Here is a 22,875-nt window from a genome sequence, read left to right as displayed (position 1 = left end):
ATCAGTCCCGTATCAGCTTTTCGAGGTAGTGGATGGTGAAATCCACGCTCTTGAAACCGCCATCCCTCACCAGTTTACGATGCAGGGGCTGATTGGTCTTGATGCCCTCCACCACCAGCTCGTCCAGGGCATTTTTCATGCGGCGGCGGGCGATCTCCCGGTCATCCCCCCAGGTGATCAGTTTGGCCACCAGTGAGTCATAGTAGGGTGGTACCGTATATCCGCTGTAAAGGTGAGAGTCCACCCGGATGCCGTTGCCACCGGGGGCGTGGAAGTGTTTGACCTTGCCGGGACTGGGCACAAAAGTCTTCGGGTCCTCGGCGTTGATACGGCACTCCAGGGCGTGGCCGGAGATGCGGATCTCGTCCTGGGTGTACTGCAGGGGCAGGCCACTGGCAATGCGGAGCTGCTCACGGACGATGTCCACGCCGGTGACCATTTCCGATACCGGGTGTTCCACCTGAACCCGGGTGTTCATCTCGATGAAATAGAACCCCCCATCCTGGTACAGGAACTCGAAGGTCCCCGCGCCCACGTAGCCGATCTCCTTGCAGGCGTCGACACAGGCTTTCAGGGTCTTCTCCCGGGCTTCCGGGTCGATGTTCGGCGCCGGGGCCTCTTCCAGGACTTTCTGGTGGCGGCGCTGCATCGAGCAGTCGCGATCGCCAAGGTGGATCACGTTGCCGTGGGTGTCCGCCAGCACCTGGACCTCGACGTGGCGGGGCCGCTCCAGATACTTCTCGAGATAGACCGTGGCATCGCCGAAAGCGTTCTTGGCTTCGGTCTGGGTTACCTGGATGGCCTTGAGCAGGGCAGCCTCGGTATGGACCACCTGCATGCCCCGACCGCCGCCGCCTGAAGCCGCCTTGATGATGACCGGATAACCAATTTTCCGGGCGATGCGCAGGGTGCGCTCGTCGTCGTTATCGATGGGTCCGTCGGAGCCGGGTACAGTGGGAACGCCGGCCCGAACCATTGCTTCAATGGCGGATACCTTGTTGCCCATCAGGCGGATGGTCTCGGCCCGCGGTCCGATGAAGGTGAAGCCGCTCTTTTCCACCTGCTCGGCGAAGTCGGCGTTTTCTGCCAGGAAACCATAGCCGGGGTGGATGCCAACGCTGTCGGTCACTTCCGCGGCGCTGACGATTGCCGGGATGTTCAGGTAGCTGTCCGTGGCGGCGTTGGGGCCAATGCAGACGGATTCGTCCGCCAGCCGCACATGCATAAGGTCCCGGTCCACCTGGGAATGGACGGCAACGGTACGGATGCCCAGCTCCTTGCAGGCCCGGAGTACCCGCAAGGCGATTTCGCCGCGGTTGGCGATGAGTACTTTCTCGATCATGGCCATGATGTTATGTCACCCGTTGCTCAGGAAATGATAAACAGAGGCTGGTCGAACTCGACCGGCTGACCGTTCTCCACCAGGATATCGGTAATGGTGCCGCTCTTGTCGGCCTCTATCTGGTTCATCATCTTCATGGCCTCGACGATACAGATGACGTCACCGGCCTTGACCGATTGACCCACTTCCACGAACGAGGGCGCGCTGGGGGATGGCGAGCGATAGAAGGTGCCGACCATCGGCGATTTGACCGCGTGCCCCTTGGGAGCCGCCGGCTCCGAAGGCGCTTCGCCTGGAGCTGATGAGGATGCGGGAGCTGAGACCTGCTGAGGCTGAGGCGCGTACTGGGGCGCATACTGCATGGCAGGAGCCTGTTCGCGGCGGCGCGAGATACGAACAGAGTCGTCGCCTTCCTGGATCTCCAGCTCTTCCACGTCGGATTCTTCAAGCAGTTCGATCAGTTTCTTGATTTTTCGAATATCCATGGTGTTTAACGTCCCGTTACTGGTGTCAGTTGGATTTGATACGTCGCAGGGCTGCCTGGAGTGCCAGGTCGTAGCCCTGACTGCCAAGGCCGCAGATAACGCCGTCGGCAATATCGGAAAAATACGAATGGTGGCGGAATGGCTCCCGCCCGTGCACGTTTGACAGGTGCACCTCGATAAACGGTATTCCAGAGGCCAGCACGGCGTCTCTCAGGGCTACGGAGGTATGAGTGAAGGCCGCCGGGTTTATAATAAGATAGTCGATGCCTTCCGCGCGGGCTTCATGGAGACGATCGATCAGCTCGTACTCCGCATTTGACTGGAGGTGGAGCAGGTGATGGCCCTGTTCTGACGCGGCGGCATGCAGGCGTTCGTCGATATCCTGAAGGGTTTCGTGACCATAGACCTCGGGCTCGCGGACACCGAGCATGTTCAGGTTTGGGCCATGGAGAACGAGGATGGTGGCCATGAGAGTCAAGCCTTGCTGAATTTCAGAAAATGCCGAATTTTGGCAGATTTTTCGCCCATGATGCGTCTTGAACTCCGGAGGTTCAACACTTTTTGACAAACGACCGTATGAATTCCGGAGTTTCAAAGACAGGATTGCGCCAGGCCAGCGTTATTCTGGCGTTTTGGCGGAGTTCCGTCCATAAGACTATGGTTTCATGCAGAGAAACCGGAAGAAGCCCGAATCGCGGGTTCCTTGCGGCTACGGAACTCAGTCGGCCGCCCCAAGTACGCAGTTCCGGCCCGACGCCTTCGCCCGGTAGAGTGCCCGGTCCGCCCTCTCACAGAGAACCGAGGCCGTCTCGCCACGCCATCCGGCCACACCGCAACTGAAGGTGACATGGAAGTCGCGGTCGCCTGCGTTCTGGGTGAGTTCGGCGAATTTTTCGCGGATGTCGTTAAGAACCACCCGGGCGTCGCTCTCCCGGGTGTCCGGCATGATGACGGCGAATTCCTCGCCACCATAGCGACCAATATGGTCGGTTTTGCGCAGGCGCTGTTTCAGGAACATGGACAGCGCGCGCAGGATGCGGTCCCCGATGGGGTGTCCGAAGGTGTCGTTCACTTTCTTGAAATAGTCCACATCAATCATGGCAAAGCAGAGGGACTGCCCCTTCTGTTCCGCCTTCACGATCTCCTGCTCCAGGAGATACAGGGTATGGGTGTGATTGAACAGTCCGGTCAGGCTGTCGCGGATCATCAGCGCCAGCAGTGACCGGGCCCGACGGCCCCGGTTGTGGATCGTGGCGATCAGGTGTTTCGGATCGATGGGTTTGGTGAGGAAGTCATCGCCCCCCAGGCTCATTGCGTGGAGCTGTTTCTGGACATCGTCCTCGGCTGACAGGTAGATGATGGGCACGCTGTGGAAGCGGTCCTGCTGGCGGATCACCCGGGCGATCTCCATCCCCGTGCAGCCGGGCATGTACATGTCGAGGATGATGATTTCCGGATTGAATTCCTCCAGGGCCACGATGATCTGCATGGGATCGGTGATGATGTGGGCCTTCATGCCCGCTTTCCTGAGCACCGTTTCCATGAACTTCGCCTGGGCCCGGGAGTCGTCCAGCACAAGGACCCGGTAGGGCTCGACGGCATTGTTGTGGGTATAGGTCTCGATCTTTTCGATCAGTTGACCCGGATCCACTGCCGGATAGAAGAACTCCTCGCCGCCGCAGCGGGATGCCCGCAGTCGTGTTTCGATGGTGCCGTCCTCATCACTGACGAAAATGATGGGAATCGGCGTGTCATGGCGTTGCTGGAGCATTTCCACCGTGGTGAGACCGCTGTCAGGTTCACCGCCAAAGGCGATGTCCATCAGAATCGTCTCCGGCTTGTGGAGGGCACAGGCGCTGGCCAGCTCTTCCGGGGTGTCGAAAGCCTCAGCCCGGAAGCCGAAGAACTCCAGTTGCCGGATCAGCCGATTGGCCAGTTCGTGGCTGCTCAGGGCAACATATACGGGTGTTTTGCGATAGACCCGTGGCGGTTCGCTGCTCTTCCGATCCGAGCGCCGCTGGGTGCTCTGCTCGAGCGCCGCCACCGCCTCCCTAAGGGCCTGGAGGGCGCCGGAATCCGGCACTTCGCCTTCCGGCCAGTGTCCGGTGGCGTCGGTAATTGCCTTGCCGGCGTCGACGTAGGCAACCATTTCGAACCGGCTGGCATAGCGCGCCAGCTTGTCCGCGGCGCCGTAAAGGTCACCCCTGAAAGAAGCGGCCGCTGACGGATCGCCGTGGATTTTCTGCCAGGTGTCCAGTACTACCCGGGCCTGGTTGGTAACGCGGCGTGCAAAATGCTGGCGGAGTTTTTCTTTTTGAGACTCGTCAGTCATGGGGTTACCGAAAATGTCCTGTCTGTTTTTTTGGGGAATGCAGGATGTCTTTGTTTCTGCAGTCTATAGTGTTTGTAACTGAAGACGCAGGCAGCGAACTGTAAATCTTTGTGAACCTGAGACGTGGGTACGGTCTTTGGCCGGCGAATCGCCCATGCGGGACACTAGCGCTGAAACCCTTTCGAGTCAGGTGCGGCACGGATGCAACAGGAAAGGCCAGAACAGCACAGATCTTCCGCCATAACCCTCCGCACGCTGTTGATGCTGTTTACCGGTGGGCTGGTACTGTTACTGATCACCATCAGCATGGCTGTCAGTTTTGACCGGTTCCGCAGCTACATGGCGGAGGAGCTGGAAGGACGTACCCGGGACGCGGCAACCGCGATAGGGCTGTCAGTCTCAAACGCCATCGATGCCAGTGATGTGGTCGCCGTTGGTCGCCTGATCGACTCCGTGTTCGACAGCGGTGATTATCTGTCGGTGGCTTTCGTGGACCATGAAAACCGACAGATTGTCGGTCGTTCCCGCTCCCTGGACGACCTCGGTGTACCGGGCTGGTTCATGGAACTGGCGGACCTGCCCCGGCCCGTTGGCACTGCTGACGTTCTTCAAGGCTGGCGCTGGCTGGGCCAGATCCGGGTCCGGGGTCACCCGGGTAACGCCTATCGCGACCTGTGGCGGGTAAGCCTGTCGCTCGCCCTGGCGGCGGTGGTTGTAGGGTCGCTGGCACTTGTACTTCTCTATGTATTGTTGGGACGACTGCTGTTGCCGTTGAGGACGCTGGAACGGCAGGCCAAGGCCATTGGTCGCCGGGATTTCCGGTTGCGCACCAAGGTGCGCTCCACCCGTGAGCTGAACCACGTGACTCAGGCCATGAACCAGATGACCGAGGACCTGGAGCAGCTGTTTGCGGGCCAGGCAGCCCTGATAAGCCATTTGCGTCGAATCAATAACGAGGACTCCCTCACCGGTCTGGCCAGCCGCAATGCGTTCGAGCAGCGGCTGGCGGTGGAAACCGTCTCCGAGGAGGAGCGCAAGCCCGGTGCGCTGGTGCTGGTACAGATTACCGGCTTTGCGGACTTCAATAAGCGCCTCGGTCGGCCGGAGGCAGATCAGTTACTGATTCGCGCAGCGACGGAGATCCGGGAATTTCTACATGAGCATGCCGGCAGTTTCGCCGGTCGGCGCGCCGGGGCGGAGTTCGCCGTGTTCATTCCCGGAGGAGCGCCGGCGGACGCGCTGCTATGGGCCCGGGACCTGGTGGAGAAGTTGCAGACCGTGTGCATCGAGTTTATCGGTGAGGCTGATCCGGATGGGTTGGCGCTTACGGTTCATGCCGGGGTTGCCGGCACCAGCGAGAGGGTTTCCGTGAAGAGCCTTTTCGAGTCGGCAGATGTTGCGCTGCGTCGGGCCCAGACCAGCGGCATCAGTGGCTGCGAGCTCGCCGATACCGACCTTGAGGTGCACCATGGCGCGGAGCAGTGGCGGGTCCTCCTCGAGCGGGCCCTGGAGCGTGAGCAGTTATGGCTCTGGCAGCAGCCTCTGGTTGCCGCGAGCGACGAGCTGCCTGTTTTCCAGCAGGTGTTCTCCCGGGTTCTGGTTGATGGCGAATGGATCCGTGGCAACGTATTCGTCCCCATTGCCGAGCGCTATGGAATAATGGCCCGGATCGACCTGATGGTGATCAGCCGGGTCCTTGAGCGGCTGGAGACTGAGCCGAGAGCGGTGCTGGGACTGTCTCTGGGGGCATCTTCCGTGGCCGATGCCGAATTTTCAGCCACGCTGGTGGAAAAGCTCGAAGCCGCCGGGCCGCTGGTGGAACGGCTCTGGGTGGGGGTGCCCGAGCAGGTGGTGCACTATCGGCGTCGCAACGCCCAGGTGTTTATCCGTCGCCTGAGACGTTGTGGAGCCATGGTGATGGTGGATCGCTTCGGGGTGGGGGGCGTGCCCTTCAGTTATATGAAGAATCTGCCCATCCAGGCTCTTCGTATCGACTCAAGCTTTGTGCATGGCATCGACCGTCACGATGAGAACCGGTTTTATCTGGAATCCATGATCACCATTGCCCGCGGCCGCGGCGTCAGGGTGTTCGCCTCCGGAGTGGAGACCGAGGCGGAATGGCGCACCCTCAAGGCAGCCGGTGTGGACGGTGCAATTGGCTACCACCTGGGTCGCCCGGCGCCACCGGGAGCGGGCTGAGCCCGGCACCGGCATTGCATCCATCTGACGAATGGTTCATCTTTGCAGTCCCGGGCAGCGGGGCTTTACCGATTACTCAGGCTACAGGACAGGCGACTATGCTCAACCGACTGAAATCCGTTTTCTCCCGTGATAAAGGGGGCTATCAGACCTCTTCGCCGGACGGGCGTCCCGTTGGCAAGATTCTGCTGGCCCTGGTCGTGCTCTACCTGCTGGTCACTATTATTCTCGGCATAGTATGGAGCAGCGAGCCGGACACCTTTTCCGTCCGGGAGCATACCCGCAGCGTTGCTTCTGAAATGGGCCGCGAGCCGGTAACCGGCTTTGCCACCACCGCCACCATGATACGCATCGCGGAAACCCTCCTTGAAAAGCCCGGTGGCTACATCACCAACGACGTGTTTCCGCCCGGGCTGTGGATGGATAACATGCCCTCCTGGGAGTATGGCGTGCTGGTTCAGCTGCGGGATTTCTCGCGCTCACTCAGGCAGAACATCAGCCGTTCCCAGAGTCAGTCCGCGGAGGATCCGGATCTCACCGTCGCCGAGCCCCAGTTCCATTTCAACAGTGACAGCTGGGCGCTGCCCTCCACCGAGGGTGAATACCGCCGCGGCATCAAGGCGCTGCAAAGCTACCTCAGGCGCCTTTCCAATCCGGAGCAGCCGGAGGCTCACTTTTATGCCAGGGCGGATAACCTGAACAGCTGGCTGGCGGACCTTGAGACCCGTCTGGGAAGCCTGTCCAGGACCCTGAGCGAAAGTGTGGGCAAGCCGGAGGTGACCGAGGCACTGGCGGGGATCCAGGACCTGGATCCTCTGACAGAGGCAGAGCGTGGCTCAGAGGTCAAAACCCCCTGGACGCAGATCGACAATGTCTTTTATGAGGCAAGGGGGACGTCCTGGGCACTGCTCCACATTTTCCGCGCCATCGAGGTGGACTTCCGCAAGGTGCTGGCGGACAAGAATGCCGAAGCCAGTGTCCGCCAGATCATCATCGAGCTGGAAGAATCCCAGGCTCCCATGTGGAGCCCCATCATCCTCAATGGCAGTGGCTTTGGCCTGGTGGCCAACCATTCCCTGACCATGGCCGCCTACCTCGCCAGGGCCAATTCGGCAGTGTCCGATCTCCGGGAGCTGCTCTCCCGGGGTTGATTCTGGCTGTGGGCCCCGGGCTGCCCGCGGGACTGGACCATAAAAAAACCGGGCATCGCGCCCGGTTTTTTACTTCAGAGGCCTGTGTTTACTTGCCCTGGTAATTGGCCACGGAGTCTTCAATGGCCTTGCGGGCTGCGTCCGCGTTGTCCCAACCCTGGACTTTCACCCACTTGCCGGGCTCCAGGGTCTTGTAGTTTTCAAAGAAGTGCTGGATCTGGTCCCGCAGCATCTGGGGCAGGTCGTTAACATCCTTGATGTCAGCGTAGGCCTTGGTGAGCTTGTCGTGAGGTACCGCGACCAGCTTGGCGTCGCCACCGGCCTCGTCTTCCATGTTCAGGATACCCACCGGACGGCAACGGATGACGGAACCCGGCTGGACCGGATAGGGCGTGACCACCAGCACATCCAGAGGATCGCCGTCATCCGCCAGGGTGTGGGGGATGAAGCCATAGTTGGCCGGATAGAACATGGGGGCGGTCATGAAGCGGTCCACCATTACGGCGCCCATGTCCTTGTCGATCTCGTACTTGACCGGCGAGCTGTTGGCCGGAATCTCGATGGCGACATAGATGTCTTCGGGCGGGTTCTTGCCTGCCGGGATGTGGTCAAAGTTCATGGCTGATCCTTCTGTGAGCTAGTGGATTAAAGACGATGGTGAAAAAGTGGGCGCCATTATACGGCCAACCCGCGAGAACCGAAACTCAACCAAGGTCGGTTTCGGTCAGCCATCAGCCATCAGGTGCTGGGGTTGCGGGGAATGCTCCTGACGCCGTCCTTCGTGCCCAGCAGCAGCAGATCAGCCGGCCGGCGGGCAAACAGGCCGTTGGTGACCACCCCGACGATCTGGTTCAGTCGCTCCTCCACCACGATGGGACGGGAGAGGTCCATGTTGTGGATGTCGATGATGATGTTGCCATTGTCCGTGGTCACCCCTTCGCGATACACGGGATCGCCACCGAGCTGGACAATCTGGCGCCCGACATGGCTGCGGGCCATGGGAATAACCTCGACGGGCAGGGGGAAATCTCCCAGGATGTCCACCTTCTTGGAGTCATCTGCAATGCAGATGAATGTCTTTGCCACTGCGGCGACGATTTTCTCCCGGGTCAGGGCGCCGCCGCCCCCCTTGATCAGTTCCAGGCGATCGTTGGTTTCATCGGCGCCATCCACATAGAATTCCAGATCGGCAACAGCATTCAGATCGTATACCGGAATACCGTGTTTTTTCAGCCGCTCCGCGGTGGCGTCGGAACTGGCGACAGCGCCATCGAAGTCGTTACGAATCCCGGCCAGGTAGTCAATGAAATAATTGGCGGTACTGCCGGTACCGACGCCGATAACGCTGTTCCGTTCAAGGCGGGGTGCTATGTAATCCAGTGCCGCCTTGGCTACCGCCTGCTTGAGTTCATCCTGTGTCATGCCGGCCTCCTGTTGCATTGCGGATAAGAAAGTGTCTTCCGCGAGGAGGACCATTATAACGCTCCGCGCTGGCCAAGTTATAGACGTGGGGCCTGCAAACTTTTTACACTGTCCGTTTACCCGCGACAGGCGGACTCACATCACCGACCGTGATTCATTCAGATACCGGATCAAAAGCACCATGCCGCAACGCTACATCAAAAAGATTCTTGATGCGCGGGTATACGATGTGGCCATCGAAACCCCGTTAACCGAAGCACGCAGTCTCAGCAAGCGGTTGGGCAACCATATTCTGCTCAAGCGTGAGGACCTGCAGCCGGTGTTCTCCTTCAAGATTCGCGGCGCCTATAACCGGATCGCCCAGCTTTCCGAGGAGCAGAAGGCCAAGGGGGTGATATGTGCTTCCGCCGGCAATCACGCCCAGGGCGTGGCCCTGGCGGCCAGGGAGCTGGGCATCAAGGCGGTGATCGTGATGCCCCAGACTACCCCGGACATCAAGGTGAAATCGGTCCGGGACCGGGGGGCCAGGGTCGTGCTCCGGGGTGACGCCTTTGATGAGGCCGCCGCCCACGCCCGGGAACTGATGGAAAAGCACGGCTATACCTATATCCCTCCCTACGATGACCCGGATGTAATCGCCGGGCAGGGTACGGTGGCCATGGAACTGATGTGGCAGGTTTCACACAATCTCCACGCAGTGTTCATCCCGGTGGGGGGTGGTGGCCTGATTGCCGGCATGGCGGCGTACATCAAGTACCTGCGCCCGGAAATCCGGGTGATCGGCGTGGAGCCGGAGGATTCCAACTGCCTGCAGGCGGCCTTGGCGGCCGGCGAGCGGGTGGTGCTGGACGAGGTGGGCATTTTCGCCGACGGCGTGGCGGTGAAGCAGATCGGCGAGGCGCCCTGGGAAATCTGCAAGGACAATGTGGATGAGGTGATCACCGTCTCCACCGACGAGATCTGCGCGGCCATCAAGGATGTCTTCGAGGACACCCGCTCCATCTCCGAGCCGGCCGGTGCTCTGTCAGTGGCAGGGATGAAGAAATACGTGGAACGGGAGCAGCTGGAGGGGGAGAGCCTCGTCGCGATCCTCAGTGGCGCCAATATGAACTTCGACCGCTTGCGCTACATCTCGGAGCGGACGGAGATCGGCGAGAAGCGGGAGGCCATCCTGGCCGTGACCATTCCTGAACGTCCCGGGGCCTTCAAGACGTTTATCAACGCGTTACATAAGCGCAGCATCACCGAGTTCAATTACCGATACTCCGACTCGAAAGCGGCCCGTATCTTTGTGGGTATTCAGATCCAGGCTGGCGGACTGGGCCGGGAAGATCTGGTCCAGAGCCTTCGGGAGGCAGGTTACTCCGTGGTTGACCTCACTGACAGTGACCTGGCCAAGCAGCATATCCGCCACATGGTCGGTGGCCACGCGCCGTCGGTGCGGAACGAGAAGATCTTCCAGTTCGAGTTTCCGGAGCGCCCGGGTGCGCTTCTGAAGTTCCTGATGTCCCTGGGTACCCGCTGGAACATCTCCATGTTCCATTACCGCAACCATGGCGCGGCCTATAGCCGGGTCCTGATGGGGGCGCAGGTGGAAGACAGGGAACTGCCGGATTTCGAGGCCATGCTCGACCGGGTTGGTTTCCGCTACACCAACGAAACCGACAACGAAGCGTATCAGCTGTTCCTGGGGGCCGGTAACGGCCACTGAAGAGCGTATCGCAACCTTTCCTTACAGGCTGTCACCGGTGGCAGCCTGCTCGCCCACAGATTTTTACAAATTGTAATTATAAAAAATTGTAAATTATTGAAGACGTGTTACGCTTTCCCTCGATTCTGGAAGTCGGCGACATCCAGCTGTTTTTACAATAAAAACACGTTAGAAAACTTACCAGTGGAGAAGGCGCAATGAAGCGTAGGCCGGACATGCTTCGGACCGTTGTTCTGTTATTTGTAATGGGGCTGGCAATCACCGGTCTGACGGGACTGCAGGCCTCCGACGAAACCCCGCGCGCGCTACCGTCTGACGTCAGCGCCCAGGCCCAGTGGTTTGGCTCCGCCAGACGAACCGAAGGCTGAAATCTTCGGTATTCAGCCGCGTCCCCGGTAAATCGCCCGGTCGGTCACGACCGCATCCAGCGGCACATCCCAGTCTTCGATGGGCAGGCGCCGGACCCTTTGCAGGTCGTGAGCCAGGCCAATAAGGGCCGGTCGTAACCGGGGCCGTAACCGCGTGAAGGCAAAGGTGCGATCGTAGAATCCGCCACCCATCCCCAGGCGCCCCCCCTGGTCGTCAAATCCCACCAGTGGCATCAACACCACGTCCATTGCCCAGGCAGGTCGAATCCGCCTGCTGTGGAACACCGGCTCGGCAATGCCGAAGCGGTTCGGTCTCATGGGCGTGTCTTCATCAAAGCGGCAGAATGCCAGCTGGCCGTCATGGATGGGGTGTAGGACCGGCAGGTAAAAATGCACGTTCCTGCGCCGCGTCTGGGCCATGAAAAGGCCCGGATCAATCTCGCCATCGTTGGGGAGGTAGACGGCCAGGTGTCTGGCCTGCATTACTCTGGGGTGTTGTCGAAGCATGCTCGCCAGATGGATGGCGGCATCACGTTGCTGCTGGGTATTGAGGGAGCGTCGCTGCTTGCGCAGATCTTTGCGGATGGCTTTGCGACCATCGGCGGTATCAGGTGCGAGACTGGTCAGGCTTTGAAACGCATCGTTCACAACGGGGGATCGTGTCCTGTAAAAATAAGCTTCCCGGGCTGCCGTTATCGGATGTGGCCCTTGAACCCAAAGTTCAAGGTGGTGGCCGCTGTGACATATTAGGCTTTCCCCTACGCGGGGGACTTGCTCACAATGTCCTGAAGTAGCCACCTGGGTGTTGCGCATCGGCTCGAGGACGTATCCGACCAGCGAACAGCCCAGGAAGTTGGGACCATTATAGGGGCAGAGGCCGGGGTAATTGCAACCGCTGATTCTTTAATTTCTGCTATCGGTGCCATTACGGGAATCGGTGTCCGGATGAGGCGCTCCCAGCGCCTGGTCCAGTTTCTGGTCCATGGCCCGCAGAACGTCATCCGCCGCGCCTGACACGCTGCTGTCTTCCAGAAGGTCGTGGGTAATGTTGAGTGCGGCCATCACCGCAATCCGCTCGGTGCCGAGTACCTTGCCAGTGGTGCGTATCTCCCGCATCTTGCTGTCGAGGTGACGGGCGGCACGGCGAAGCGCATCCTGCTGGTCCGGCGGACAGGCGACCAGGTAATCCTTGTCGAGGATGCTGACTTCAACGGTGGTCGGGGATTTTGCCATCAGTGATGCTCCAGGGCCCGAAGGCGACCTATCATGGCTTCAATTCGGTTCTTCGCCAGATCGTTGCGCTGGATCAGCTGGGCCCGTTCCCGGTTCCATTCATCCTGGAGCTCGCGGAGGGCGGCATTATCCTGCTCCAGCTTGCGACAGCGCTCTATCAGGCGGTCCAGTTTTTCCGCCATGGCCTGCAATTCTGACTGTTCCATAGACATTCCGGTGATGTTCGGGGCGCCACATCGGCGGCTCCCGTCGGTCTGGCGTTGAGAGATAGTCTGCTAACTCACGCTCACTATAAGGGGGGCATGGAAACGGGTCAATTTGCCTGTGCGTCATGTTGTTGTGACCGCTGTCGCAACCCTGGCAGAGGCTGCCACCATGAGCCGGCACATTAACCTGTCATGTCCCTGGCCGCTCCCCAGCCGGAGGGGCGGTTGCCAAGGCGCCAGGCCCGGACAGCGGGAAGCATGCCCACCAGCAGGCCCGCGATGGGCACACTGGCGAGCATCAGCCACTCGATACCGGTGGGCGGCCGAAGGCTGATGGCCAATCCCCACTCACTGAGCAACCAGGGCGCCAGCATCCCCAGACCGGCATACCAGAGCAGCGTTGCCAGGACGGCAGAAAGCAGGGCAAGACCGCTGCACTCCATCAGGTAGAGGGCTGCGATCAGCAAGGGCGTTGCGCCATTGGCCCGGAGAACCGCGATTTCCTGATGTCGATGGGACTGAAGCGTCAGCAGGACCGTGATAAGCCCGGCCAGACTGGTGAGAACCACGAATACCGTAATGCCGAGCAGCACCGACTCGAACTGGCCGAGCACCTGCCAGAGCTGGCTCAGGGCAACGCCCGGCAGAATCGCCGATAGGGGTTCGGTGTCCATCTGGTTGATGTGGCGCTGCACCTGGAACGTGAGAATCTGACGTTCGATTCCCGCCAGTGCGGCGGTAATATGGGTAGGCGTGAGCTCCACCTCCCGAGCCTTTCCCGCCGGCAGAGTTCGCCCCGGTGATGGCACACCGCTTTCCCAGCCCACATGGATGGCTTCCAGTCCCTGCAGGCTCACATAGACCCCCCGGTCAACCGGGGTGCCGGTTGGTGCCAGTATCCCGCTGACGGTGAAGGGGTGGCGGTCGTGGTCGAGGAAGCTGGTGCGGCCTCCGCCATGGGACAGCACCACCTCGTCAGCGATGGCATGGTCCATGGCCCGTGCCACCTCGGCACCGAGAACCACCTCGAAAACGTCGTCGAACCAGCGGCCCCGATCCAGTGCCAGGTCACGGTCGTCCCCGTACTGGTAGTGGTTCAGGAAGCGTTCATCCGTGCCCACCACCCGGTAGCCCCGGTAACTGTCGCCCAGGGAAAGAGGCACCAGCCAGTCGATGCGGGAGTCTTCTTCCAGTTTCTGGAAGGTGGACCAGCGGATATTGTTGGTGGCATTGCCGATGTGGAAGATCGAATAGAGCAGCAGGTTCAGCTCGCCGCTGCGGGCACCGATAATGAGGTCGGTCCCGGAAACAGTGCTGTTGAAGGTCTGGCGAACCTCCGTGCGGAGATATTGGACGCCCAGCAGAAGCGTCACACTGAGAGTGAGAGTCAGTGTGACCAGGGCCAGTACCCGGCGCCGGTGCCACAGGCTGGCCCCCGCCAGGAAAAATGCCACGGACGGTCTCATGGCTGGTCTCCCATGGTGGGTGTCAGCTCAAGATGGCGCTCGAAATGGCCGGCGAGCGCCGGATCGTGGCTGACGAAAACGACGCTGGAGCCGGAGTTCGCGGCCTGGTCCAGCAGCAACCGGACGAAGCGGTCCCGGTTCAGTGTGTCCAGGGCCGAGGTGGGTTCATCGGCGAGAATCAGATCTGGCGAGCCGATCAGCGCCCGGGCGGCCGCCACCCGTTGTTGCTGCCCCGTGCTTAACCGCGCCGGCTTGCGGCCCAGGCATTCTTCCGGCAGGCCCAGCGCCGCCAGCAATCGACGCGCCGCGGCTGGCGGCGAATCTCCCGCCTGGTGCCGGCGGTGGGCAGACAGATGGCAGGGCAGCAGGACATTGCCGAGGGTGTCCAGGTAAGGCACCAGGTTGAACTGCTGGAAGATGACGCCGATCCGGTCGGCCCGCAGGCGATCGCGGGCACCTCCCGACAGTTGTGTCAGCTCCTGGCCGTGCACTGTCAGCGTTCCGGTCATGCTCCGGTTCATGCCACTGAGCAGGCTGAGCAGTGTACTTTTGCCGGTGCCGCTGGCGCCCCGGATAAACAGGTGTTCTCCCGGCGGCAGGGTGATGTCGGGAAAGCGGAGCCTGGCGGCCTGTCCCGGCCATTGCCAGCACAGGTCGCGGGTGAGGATAACCGTGTCGGCGTGTGAACTTGTGGCTGTGTCAGACGTCATATCCGTGTGTTGGCTCATGTGGCACTATGCGTGTTTTCGGGTATCTGCGAAGTCTGGCATTTTCTGCCGGTTTTGAAAGTCCTGCGCCCTGAGCGGGGCCTGAACGGAGTGCAAAATGGCATCCCCCTGTTGTTTTTCGTTGGTTCACCGGCTCTGGCCGGCAATTGTCCTGGCTGCCCTGGTGCTGGCTCCCGTCGCCCATGGCCAGCAGGACTGGCAGGAGCTTGACTGGCTTGAACTCATGCCCGAGGAAGACCTGCGCCTGCTGGAAAGCCTGCCGGAGGTCGACCACGAGGGCGATGGGCCGGTGGCCCTGCCGGATGAAATCATGACTGGCCGGGTAGTGCCGGAAATGGACGGCACCCCGGCGCGGATTCCGGGTTTCGTGGTCCCCCTCAAGACAGTGGGAGACCAGCGTATTGTGGAATTCTTCCTGGTGCCTTATTACGGCGCCTGTATCCATGTGCCGCCGCCTCCGCCCAACCAGATCATCCACGTCACCTACAAGCCCGGCTTCACCCTGGAGGCCCTCTACGACCCGATCTGGACCCAGGGCGTGATCCGCACGGAAAAAGTGGAGAACGATATCGCCTCATCCTCCTACACCATGACGGCAGAGCTTATCGAGCCCTACGAGGAGTGATCGCTGACCGGGGTCAGGGTGTAAGCTGGATTGTGTCCCCGCCTTCCTCCAGAACAGTCTGGCCCTGGCCCCGCTTGCTGACCCAGTCCACCGCCAGCCGGTGAATTTCGCGGAACTGCCCCGGCAGCGGGGTGACCAGAGGGCTCTCCGGGTCGCTCGCGCATTGTAGTTGCTGACTCACCTCAATTTCGCTGTGGGTGTCGCCATGACTGTGGCCATGCTCGTGGCTAAGGTGGGCCGTGCCGGATACGACGGTGCAGTCACCGTTGTCCGTATTCACCAGCGGGGTATTCGCCAGCCACTCCCTGGTCTGATCCAGTTGTTGTTTCTGGTCTTCGTTACGGGGTTGATGTTCAAAGCCCACCAGGTTCGCGGCAGGGGAACGAAAGATCAGATCCACCGTCCTGTCCTCCAGGGCCACCTGTAATTGCGCCTGGCCATGGACATGGGCGCTCTGTTGATGGCCGTGGTCATGGCCATGGTCGTGCTTCCCGCCAGCCAGGGCGTGGCCGGGCGCCAGCAAAACCAGAAGCAGAGCCAGGCAGCCGGACCGGGGGAAAGAGATGGATATCGACTTCATGGGGGATCGCCTTGTTGATATGTTATAACGTAATTTACCTGGAGCTGGCGGAAGGTCAACCCTCTCCGCTTTATTCCTGCCGCCGGTGTGCCGCCCTTCCGGGAAATGCTAGGATTGGAAACCCATTTAACTGCCAGGTAAACCAATTTCATGACCGAATACGCTGATTCCGGCGCAGGGAATGCCGATTTCGAGGTCTGGGCCAACCTGTTTACCCGCTGTCGGGCCTTTGGCCATCCTTCAGAGCTTCATGGCGGTCTCTGCGGCCGGCTGGCGGCGGGGGCCCGCCTGGAGCAGCAACAGTGGCTGGACGTGGTCTGCGAGCACATGGGCATAGCTCCCGAGGCTCTGGCCGGAGACGACGACATCCCGGACGAATTGCCGGACTTCATGGCCGACGCCTATCGGACCACCCTGGAGGAACTTCGTTCCAGTGCCCTTGAATTCCAGCCCCTGCTGCCAGAAGACGATTATGCCTTTGAGCAGCGCCTGCAGGCTCTTTCGGCCTGGGTCCGGGGGTTTCTCGAAGGCATGGCGGTCGCCGCCGGTGAGCGCCTGGGTGAGGCCCCTGGTGAGATTCGCGAACTGATAGAGGACATGGTGGCCATCAGCCAGGTGGAAGAGGCGGCCGACGCCGACGAAGCGGCCGAGGTGCAGCTTAACGACATTACCGAGTACGTCCGGCTGGGGGTGGTTTCCGTATTTACCGAATTCAATCCTCCGGAGAAACCGTCATCATCCGCAGGCCAGACCCTGCATTGAGTTCCCAGAACCAGGAGATGCTATGAGTCAGTGGATTCCAGCCAGCGAACACGCCGAACGCCGCCGCCGGTTAATGGAACTGATGGCGAAGGACAGTATCGCCATCCTGCCCGCCGCACCGGAGCGGACCCGCAACCGGGACGTTCTCCATCCTTTCCGCCAGGACAGCGACTTCCATTACCTGACCGGCTTTGGTGAGCCCGAAGCGGTACTGGTTCTGATACCGGGGCGGGAGCATGGCGAGTCGGTGCTTTTCTGTCGTGAGCGGAATCCGGAGAAGGAAAAGTGGGACGGGTTCATCGCAGGGCCCGAAGGGGCGATCGAAAAGCACGGCCTGGATGATGCCTTTCCCATAGCCGATATCGACGACATCCTGCCGGGCATGATCGAGGGCCGCAGCCGGGTCTACTACCCCCTGGGCCGTGACCAGTCGTTCGACGCCCGGGTCATGGACTGGGTCAAGGTGATCCGCAGCAAGGTCCGCGCCGGTGCCCAGCCGCCGGGGGAATTCGTGGCCCTGGAGCACCTGCTTCACGACCTGCGCCTGTACAAGAGCGCCAACGAGATCAAGGCCATGGCCCGTGCCGCCCAGATCAGCGCGGAGGCCCACTGTCGCGCCATGAAACGGGCCCGCGAGGGGGGCTATGAGTATCAGCTGGAAGCCGAGCTGATCCATACCTTCATGGAGAACGGTGCCCGCAACACCGCCTATCCCTCCATCGTGGGCAGTGGCGTCAACGGCTGCATCCTGCACTATATCGAAAACAGCGCTGAGCTGAGGGCGGGTGACCTGGTACTGATCGATGCCGGCTGCGAGGTGGAATGCTATGCCTCCGACATCACCCGGACGTTCCCGGTGAGCGGCAGATTCACCGATCCCCAGAAGGCCCTCTACGAAGTGGTACTGGAGGCCCAGTATGCGGCGATTGACGCGGTGCGCCCGGGTAACCACTGGAACATGCCCCATGAGGCGGCCCTGGAGGTTCTTACCCAGGGCCTGATCGACCTGGGAATCATTGAAGGTCCGCTCGCCGGGGCTCTTGAACGGGAGGCTTACCGGCCTTTCTTCATGCATCGCACCGGACACTGGCTCGGACTGGATGTGCACGATGTGGGCGACTACAAAGTGGGTGATGCCTGGCGGGTACTGGAGCCGGGCATGGTAATGACAGTGGAGCCCGGCCTCTATGTCGCTCCTGATAATATGGACGTGGACCCCAAGTGGCGCGGCATCGGCATCCGCATCGAGGACGATGTGGTGGTCACCAGAGAAGGCTGCCGCGTACTTACCGAGGCGGTGCCCAAGAATATCGCCGAAGTGGAAGCGTTGATGGCCGACTGAGGGCGGGGGGCCTGTAATGCAGCAACCAGATACCGATATCCTCATCGCCGGTGGTGGCCTGGCCGGGGCCACCCTGGCCCTTGCCATCGCCCGCAGGGTGCCGGGTTACCGGATCACGGTGGCCGAGGCGTTCCCCCTGGCGGAAGCCCCGGCACCAGAGGACTACCAGCCCAGCTATGACGCCCGTTCCACGGCTCTTGCCTGGGGTTCGCGAAAGATCTTCGAGGACCTGGGTCTCTGGGCCGCCATCAGCGCCCAGGCCGCCCCCATCGAGCGGATTCATGTGTCCGAGAAGGGACGTTTCGGGGTCACCCGCCTGGCTGCCCGCGATCACCACCAGCCGGCCCTGGGTTACGTGGCGGACAACCGCTGGCTCGGCCTGTGCCTGATGGACGCCCTGCGCCGGGAGCCACGAATAGAGTGGCTGGCTCCCGCCGAAGTGGGGCCGGTCAGACCTTTGGAAGCCGGGGTTGATGTGACGCTCCGGCAGAACGGGGAAACCCGCTGCTTCAGAACACGCTGTCTGGTGGTTGCGGACGGAGGCCGCTCCGGTCTTCGGGAAGCGCTGGGTATCGGCGTCCATCGCCACGAATACGGCCAGTATGCGCTGATTGCCAACGTCACCACTGAACGGCCCCACGAGGGAACGGCCTGGGAGCGTTTCACCGAACGGGGACCCATGGCCCTGCTTCCCCTCCAGGGAGGGCCCAGGCCCGGGCATAGCTCGGCACTGGTATGGACACTCTCGCCGGAGGCCCTCGACGAGGTTCTGGGCCTGGGGGAGCGGGACAGGTGTGCCCGGCTGCAGGCCATTTTCGGGTGGCGCCTGGGACGTTTCATCCGTTTCGGGGAAAGCCACCATTACCCGCTGACACTGGCGACCGCGGATGAGACGGTAAGGCCATCCGTGGCCCTGGTGGGCAATGCGGCCCACGCCCTTCACCCGGTTGCGGGCCAGGGCTTCAACCTCGCGCTACGCGGCTTGATGGCCCTGGTGGAATCGTTCCGGTTTGCTAGGGCCCATGACCTGTCACCCGGGGATCTGACAGTGTTGGCCCGCTACCAGCAACAGCACGAGGCGGACCGCCGGCAGACCATCGGATTCTCGGACTCCCTGGTGCGACTGTTCGGCGGAGATTTGCCGGCACTGGGCCCGTTGCGAAATGCCGGGCTGGTGGGGCTGGACCTGGTGCCTGCTGCCAAACACTGGTTTGCCCGTCGTGCCATGGGGCTTGGCGCCACCGGTTCGCCCCGGCAGCCAACAGACCGTTACCGGGAGCACTGGCAATGAATCATTTTGACATTGTTGTGGTGGGCGGTGGCATGACCGGCAGCGCCCTGGCTCTTGGAGCGGCGCACCAGGGCTGGCGGACGGCCCTGGTGGAAACCTCTCCGTTATCGGAGCTTCTGTCGCGGCCCGCTGAGGCGACCTCCGTGGACGACATCGAACCCCGGGTCAGTGCCATTTCCGTCGCCAGCCAGAGGCTCCTGGAAAGCCTGGGAGCCTGGAAGCACATCAGTGAAACGCGCCACTGTCCCTACACCGCCATGGATGTGTGGGACGGGGAAGCGATTGGCCGCATCCGCTTCGATGCCGCCGAACTGGGCGCCCCGGCCCTGGGAACTATTGTTGAAAATCGTCACCTGGTAAGGGGGCTTTTCCAGGTGGTGGATACCTCTGCGGTTACCTGTCTTGACGGCCAGACCGTGTCGCGCCTGGCGCAGGAAGGCCAGGGCTGGCGGGTTTCACTGGGAGACGGTAGTGACCTGACCGCGGACCTGGTGGTGGGTGCCGACGGCGCCCATTCCCGAATCCGCCAGTGGGCCGGCCTGCCCACCCGGGAATGGGATTACGATCAGGAAGCCATCGTCTGTACCGTCAAGACGGAACGCCATCACCAGTTTACGGCCTGGCAGCGTTTCACTCCGACCGGGCCACTGGCATTTCTGCCCCTGGCCACGGAGGGGGATGGGAGCGATGGACATTTCTGCTCCATCGTCTGGTCCCAGGACACCCTGGAAGCACGCCGCCTGATGGCACTGGAACCGCCGGCGTTCATGGCGGAACTGACCCGGGCTCTGGAGGGACGTCTCGGAGAAGTCCAGGCAATGTCCGGGCGCCACGCCTTTCCCCTTCGCCAGCGTCACGGCAAGGTTTATGTGCGCCGGGGCCTGGCGCTGATCGGTGACGCGGCCCACACCATCCATCCTCTGGCCGGGCAGGGCGCGAACCTCGGTTACGGCGATGTGGTGGCGCTGCTGGATGAACTGGATACGGCCCGCAATCGCCGACAATCACCCGGGGAACTGACGGTTCTCGAGCGCTATCAGCGTCGCCGCAAGGGCGAGAACCTGGCGATGATGGCCGCCATGGAGGGGTTCAAGCAGCTCTTCGGGCGGGACGAACTGGTTCTGCGCTGGCTGCGGAGCCGCGGCATGCGGTGGCTGGATCGGATGAAACCGCTGAAGAACCGGGTGGCGGCCGAGGCCATGGGCCTGTGAAGCAGGGGCCGGCCTGAAAGGGACGGTTGCCTATCGTCCTCCGCAAAGGGTCCGGATGGCTTTGCACGCTTCCTCGATGGCCGGTGGCCGGCCAACGATAAGGTCGCTGTAGGAGAAAGATTCGGTCAGGCGAATGATGATCAGTGCCAGGCTGTCCAGCTCCAGGGTCGGTTGGATCGTGCCCTTCGCCTGCTCCTCCGCCAACAGGGTTTTCATGGCATTGAGGCGGCGTTCCTGCAACAACCGCGTGGCGGTGAGTACCTGGAGGGCAAACTGGGGGTCATCCCTGATGAAATGCCGCAGTGGCTCCGATGCGACCACGGCGGTCATGGTGTAACGGCACACGTCGGCGATGTAATCGGGTCCGGTTCCCGTGGCCTCTGCCTTCCCCTTTTCCAGAGTGGGTTCGTAGACCGACCACATGATTTCCGCCATCAGCACCTCCTTGGTGCCGACCCATCGGAACAGGGTCGTGCGTCCGATGCCGACGGTTTCCGCCAGGTCATTGAGGCTGATACGTTCCCCCCGCAGCCAGCGGCGGCGGCCCTCCCGGAGAACGTCCAGAGGAGTGGCACGGGATGTGGGACGTTCAACAAGTCGGCTCAGTGGCGTGATTTCGTCTTCAGTCATAAGTCCTCCCTGAAACAGTCGTCCCCGCATGGGCGTCATGGGGCGTGCGGGAGTATACAGAAAAGCGGGACTCACGGGCGCAACCTCCTGTCGCGCCCGTGGGAGATGTTACCTCAGTATCCCATTTCCTCCTTCAGCTCCTGGTCAAGCCAGATGCGGGCGTAGATTGGCCCCGGTCTGACCGCGCCGACCCGGAGTTCGCCGTCGTAGTTTTTCACCCACGGCCACCAGGCGATGTAGAACTCCTGGGTTGGCAGCCATACCTGTGGCACTGCTTCCTCGATGATGTACTCGTTCATGTCCCGCAGCATCTCGTTCTGCTTGTCCACGTCGGTTTCGTGGAGGGCGGTCTTCCACATGCTGTCGAACTTTTCGTCCGAATAGAAGGCGGGGTTCCAGGTCTGGCCTGAGACAAAACTCTTGCGCAGTACCGAGAACGGGTTGCCCTCGCCGTTATCCATCAGGTAGCCCTCGGCCTGGTTCTCGTCCCGCATCTGGGAACGGAACGCGCCATACTCCAGGGTCTTGATGTTCATTTCCACGCCGACCATCTGATAGTAGGCCTGGAGCATGGCTACCATGTCGGTGTGATAGGGGTCGCAGGAGCAGACCTGGAGGTCAAATTCGAAGCCATTGGGATAGCCGGCTTCCGCCAGCAGTTCCTTGGCCTTCTCAGGCTGGTGCTCGAACATGGCCTGGGCCTGTGGGTCCAGCTCCTCGATGGGGGTGTACAGGGATGTCCAGCGCTGGGAGAAGGGGTAGTTCAGCAATGCGCCTTCACCATTAAGCAGCGACTGCTGGATGGCCCGCTGGTCCACCGCCAGGTTCATGGCCCGGCGCACCCTGACATCGTTGAAGGGTTTCTTGTCCGTGCGCAGGGCAATGAAGGTCCCCTCGGTCTTGAGGGCGCTCTTGAAGTTCAGGTCCGGCGCGGTTTTCTTCAGTTCATCCACAAACTGCCAGCGGATGGACTCGTGAATGTCCAGCTTGCCGCTGCGAAGCGCGGCGATTGAGCTGGATTCGTCCTTGATGATGTTATAGACAACGCCATCGTTGAGAGGCAGCTCATAGGTCTTCCCCTCGATGGTGGTGGTGTCCCAGTATTCCTCGTTGGCCTTATAGACCTGACGCTGGCCGCGTGCGACTTCGGTCAGCTCGTAGGGACCTGTACCGGTGGCTTTTTTCCAGTCCGCCTTGTCCTCGCCACTCAGTGCGTGCCATTCCGGCGGCATGATGCCGTTGTAGTAACCCCAGGCAATGCGATAGCCCCAGTTGGCATTGAACTCATTCAGGTAGGCCACGGCGGTATGATCGCCTTCCGCCTTCCATTCTTCGATGAAGTCCCAATACGTGGGGATATAGCGGTCGCTGCTCTTCATGGCCTCGAAATGTTCGACGACGTCCTGGGCAACAAATTCACGGCGGTCCATGACCCCGTCCTTGGCCATCCAGTAGACGTTCTCCCGAAGCTTGAATTCGATCCGCAGGGGGTCTTCCTTCACTTCCCAGCTTTCCGCCAGGTCGCCCTTGTAGTGTTCCGGCGGAATAAACGCCTGTGCGATGAAGTCGTTGACGTTCTTGCCGCTGGGACCATAGTCCAGATCACCCATGATCAGGTGGTCCATGAACAGCATGTCGTGATTGGCCTTCCAGTTCCACTTGCTGGTGTCCCACGTTACGGCATCGATGCCGTAATAGATGGTGGCGAGATTGACCATGCCTCCTGGATTTTCCGGAGGTGCTTCCGCGGCAGCGGATAAGGGTAGGGCGGCCGATATGGCCAGCGCCATC

The 22,875-nt window shown here is 61.2% G+C and carries 23 protein-coding genes and 1 other RNA gene; 9 read left to right on the top strand and 15 right to left on the bottom strand.

The annotated features are described in order from the left end of the window. Position 1: 1 nt before the first annotated feature. The 4 genes from accC to BM346_RS08555 all read right to left on the bottom strand — a co-directional run bounded on the left by accC (position 2) and on the right by BM346_RS08555 (position 4,159). Complete coding sequence (gene accC, locus BM346_RS08570; RefSeq protein WP_092010881.1) at positions 2–1,348, bottom strand: acetyl-CoA carboxylase biotin carboxylase subunit; 1,347 nt, start codon at positions 1,346–1,348, stop codon at positions 2–4. Between the two features lie 20 nt (positions 1,349–1,368). Next, positions 1,369–1,827 carry an acetyl-CoA carboxylase biotin carboxyl carrier protein gene (gene accB, locus BM346_RS08565; RefSeq protein WP_092010878.1) on the bottom strand — a complete coding sequence of 153 codons (459 nt, stop codon included), beginning with the start codon at positions 1,825–1,827 and terminating at the stop codon, positions 1,369–1,371. Positions 1,828–1,852: 25 nt separating this feature from the next. Next, a complete protein-coding gene (aroQ, locus tag BM346_RS08560; protein ID WP_092010875.1) occupies positions 1,853–2,296 on the bottom strand; it encodes a type II 3-dehydroquinate dehydratase in 444 nt (147 codons plus the stop codon). 249 nt (positions 2,297–2,545) lie between these two features. After that, positions 2,546–4,159 carry a diguanylate cyclase gene (locus tag BM346_RS08555; RefSeq protein ID WP_092010872.1) on the bottom strand — a complete coding sequence of 538 codons (1,614 nt, stop codon included), beginning with the start codon at positions 4,157–4,159 and terminating at the stop codon, positions 2,546–2,548. Between the two features lie 201 nt (positions 4,160–4,360). On the opposite strand from BM346_RS08555, the gene BM346_RS08550 reads away from it, so the two are divergent. Both BM346_RS08550 and BM346_RS08545 read left to right on the top strand, forming a co-directional pair. Continuing rightward, a complete protein-coding gene (locus tag BM346_RS08550; RefSeq protein WP_092010869.1) occupies positions 4,361–6,358 on the top strand; it encodes a bifunctional diguanylate cyclase/phosphodiesterase in 1,998 nt (665 codons plus the stop codon). Positions 6,359–6,456: 98 nt separating this feature from the next. Beyond that, positions 6,457–7,509 carry a DUF2333 family protein gene (locus BM346_RS08545; RefSeq protein WP_092010866.1) on the top strand — a complete coding sequence of 351 codons (1,053 nt, stop codon included), beginning with the start codon at positions 6,457–6,459 and terminating at the stop codon, positions 7,507–7,509. 88 nt (positions 7,510–7,597) lie between these two features. Here the strand turns inward: BM346_RS08545 and ppa are convergent, their stop codons facing one another. Next, a complete protein-coding gene (gene ppa / locus BM346_RS08540; protein ID WP_092010863.1) occupies positions 7,598–8,128 on the bottom strand; it encodes an inorganic diphosphatase in 531 nt (176 codons plus the stop codon). A gap of 119 nt (positions 8,129–8,247) precedes the next feature. Next, entirely contained in the window at positions 8,248–8,931 is a 684-nt protein-coding gene (gene rpiA, locus BM346_RS08535) for a ribose-5-phosphate isomerase RpiA (RefSeq protein ID WP_092010860.1), read from the bottom strand. Between the two features lie 181 nt (positions 8,932–9,112). Here rpiA and ilvA point away from each other — a divergent pair, with 181 nt between their 5' ends. Together ilvA and BM346_RS18080 are read left to right on the top strand one after the other, a co-directional pair. Continuing rightward, complete coding sequence (ilvA, locus tag BM346_RS08530; protein ID WP_092010857.1) at positions 9,113–10,642, top strand: threonine ammonia-lyase, biosynthetic; 1,530 nt, start codon at positions 9,113–9,115, stop codon at positions 10,640–10,642. A 197-nt stretch (positions 10,643–10,839) separates the two neighbouring features. Continuing rightward, a complete protein-coding gene (locus tag BM346_RS18080) occupies positions 10,840–11,010 on the top strand; it encodes a hypothetical protein (protein ID WP_167812615.1) in 171 nt (56 codons plus the stop codon). Between the two features lie 12 nt (positions 11,011–11,022). Here BM346_RS18080 and BM346_RS08525 read toward each other — a convergent pair whose 3' ends face one another. The 6 genes from BM346_RS08525 to BM346_RS08500 all read right to left on the bottom strand — a co-directional run bounded on the left by BM346_RS08525 (position 11,023) and on the right by BM346_RS08500 (position 14,625). Continuing rightward, on the bottom strand, positions 11,023–11,658 hold the full coding sequence (locus tag BM346_RS08525; protein ID WP_092010854.1) for a 5-formyltetrahydrofolate cyclo-ligase: 636 nt from the start codon (positions 11,656–11,658) through the stop codon (positions 11,023–11,025). 26 nt (positions 11,659–11,684) lie between these two features. After that, positions 11,685–11,865: non-coding RNA, 6S RNA (gene ssrS, locus BM346_RS08520), on the bottom strand. 48 nt (positions 11,866–11,913) lie between these two features. After that, the gene (locus BM346_RS08515; RefSeq protein WP_092010852.1) at positions 11,914–12,243 is read right to left on the bottom strand and encodes a cell division protein ZapA; all 330 of its coding nucleotides are present in this window, start codon (positions 12,241–12,243) and stop codon (positions 11,914–11,916) included. Continuing rightward, complete coding sequence (locus tag BM346_RS08510; protein ID WP_092010849.1) at positions 12,243–12,449, bottom strand: TIGR02449 family protein; 207 nt, start codon at positions 12,447–12,449, stop codon at positions 12,243–12,245. The genes BM346_RS08515 and BM346_RS08510 overlap by 1 nt, the downstream gene beginning before the upstream one ends. 182 nt (positions 12,450–12,631) lie before the next feature. Further along, positions 12,632–13,915: an ABC transporter permease gene (locus tag BM346_RS08505; protein WP_092010846.1), complete on the bottom strand. Its 1,284-nt coding sequence runs from the start codon at positions 13,913–13,915 to the stop codon at positions 12,632–12,634. After that, on the bottom strand, positions 13,912–14,625 hold the full coding sequence (locus BM346_RS08500) for an ATP-binding cassette domain-containing protein (protein ID WP_092010843.1): 714 nt from the start codon (positions 14,623–14,625) through the stop codon (positions 13,912–13,914). The genes BM346_RS08505 and BM346_RS08500 overlap by 4 nt, the downstream gene beginning before the upstream one ends. Positions 14,626–14,740: 115 nt before the next feature. Between BM346_RS08500 and BM346_RS08495 the strand changes: the two genes are divergently transcribed. Further along, positions 14,741–15,268 carry a DUF3299 domain-containing protein gene (locus tag BM346_RS08495; RefSeq protein WP_092010840.1) on the top strand — a complete coding sequence of 176 codons (528 nt, stop codon included), beginning with the start codon at positions 14,741–14,743 and terminating at the stop codon, positions 15,266–15,268. 13 nt (positions 15,269–15,281) lie between these two features. Here BM346_RS08495 and BM346_RS08490 read toward each other — a convergent pair whose 3' ends face one another. Beyond that, positions 15,282–15,848 (bottom strand): ZrgA family zinc uptake protein, encoded by a 567-nt coding sequence (locus tag BM346_RS08490; RefSeq protein WP_092010837.1) that lies wholly within the window; start codon positions 15,846–15,848, stop codon positions 15,282–15,284. Positions 15,849–15,998: 150 nt separating this feature from the next. Here BM346_RS08490 and BM346_RS08485 point away from each other — a divergent pair, with 150 nt between their 5' ends. From BM346_RS08485 to BM346_RS08470, 4 genes are read left to right on the top strand one after another with little or no spacing between them, the layout of a single operon-like run. Beyond that, entirely contained in the window at positions 15,999–16,610 is a 612-nt protein-coding gene (locus tag BM346_RS08485; RefSeq protein ID WP_092010834.1) for a UPF0149 family protein, read from the top strand. Between the two features lie 22 nt (positions 16,611–16,632). Further along, positions 16,633–17,952: a Xaa-Pro aminopeptidase gene (pepP, locus tag BM346_RS08480; RefSeq protein ID WP_092010831.1), complete on the top strand. Its 1,320-nt coding sequence runs from the start codon at positions 16,633–16,635 to the stop codon at positions 17,950–17,952. A gap of 16 nt (positions 17,953–17,968) precedes the next feature. Next, positions 17,969–19,243, top strand: coding sequence for a 2-octaprenyl-6-methoxyphenyl hydroxylase (gene ubiH, locus BM346_RS08475; protein ID WP_092010828.1), 1,275 nt, complete (start codon positions 17,969–17,971; stop codon positions 19,241–19,243). Beyond that, the gene (locus BM346_RS08470; RefSeq protein ID WP_092010826.1) at positions 19,240–20,454 is read left to right on the top strand and encodes a UbiH/UbiF/VisC/COQ6 family ubiquinone biosynthesis hydroxylase; all 1,215 of its coding nucleotides are present in this window, start codon (positions 19,240–19,242) and stop codon (positions 20,452–20,454) included. The genes ubiH and BM346_RS08470 overlap by 4 nt, the downstream gene beginning before the upstream one ends. A 30-nt stretch (positions 20,455–20,484) precedes the next feature. On the opposite strand, the gene BM346_RS08465 is transcribed toward BM346_RS08470, so the two are convergent. Together BM346_RS08465 and BM346_RS08460 are read right to left on the bottom strand one after the other, a co-directional pair. Continuing rightward, positions 20,485–21,084: a QsdR family transcriptional regulator gene (locus BM346_RS08465; RefSeq protein WP_092010823.1), complete on the bottom strand. Its 600-nt coding sequence runs from the start codon at positions 21,082–21,084 to the stop codon at positions 20,485–20,487. Between the two features lie 113 nt (positions 21,085–21,197). Further along, positions 21,198–22,802, bottom strand: a complete 1,605-nt coding sequence (locus BM346_RS08460; protein WP_167812616.1) for an ABC transporter substrate-binding protein — start codon at positions 22,800–22,802, stop codon at positions 21,198–21,200. Between the last annotated feature and the right edge of the window lie 73 nt (positions 22,803–22,875).

Origin of the sequence: Marinobacter daqiaonensis (genome assembly GCF_900115285.1) — a bacterium.
Taxonomy (GTDB): domain Bacteria; phylum Pseudomonadota; class Gammaproteobacteria; order Pseudomonadales; family Oleiphilaceae; genus Marinobacter; species Marinobacter daqiaonensis.
The sequence above is the reverse complement of the archived record's forward strand: the minus strand, read 5'-3'. Positions and strand labels throughout refer to the sequence as shown.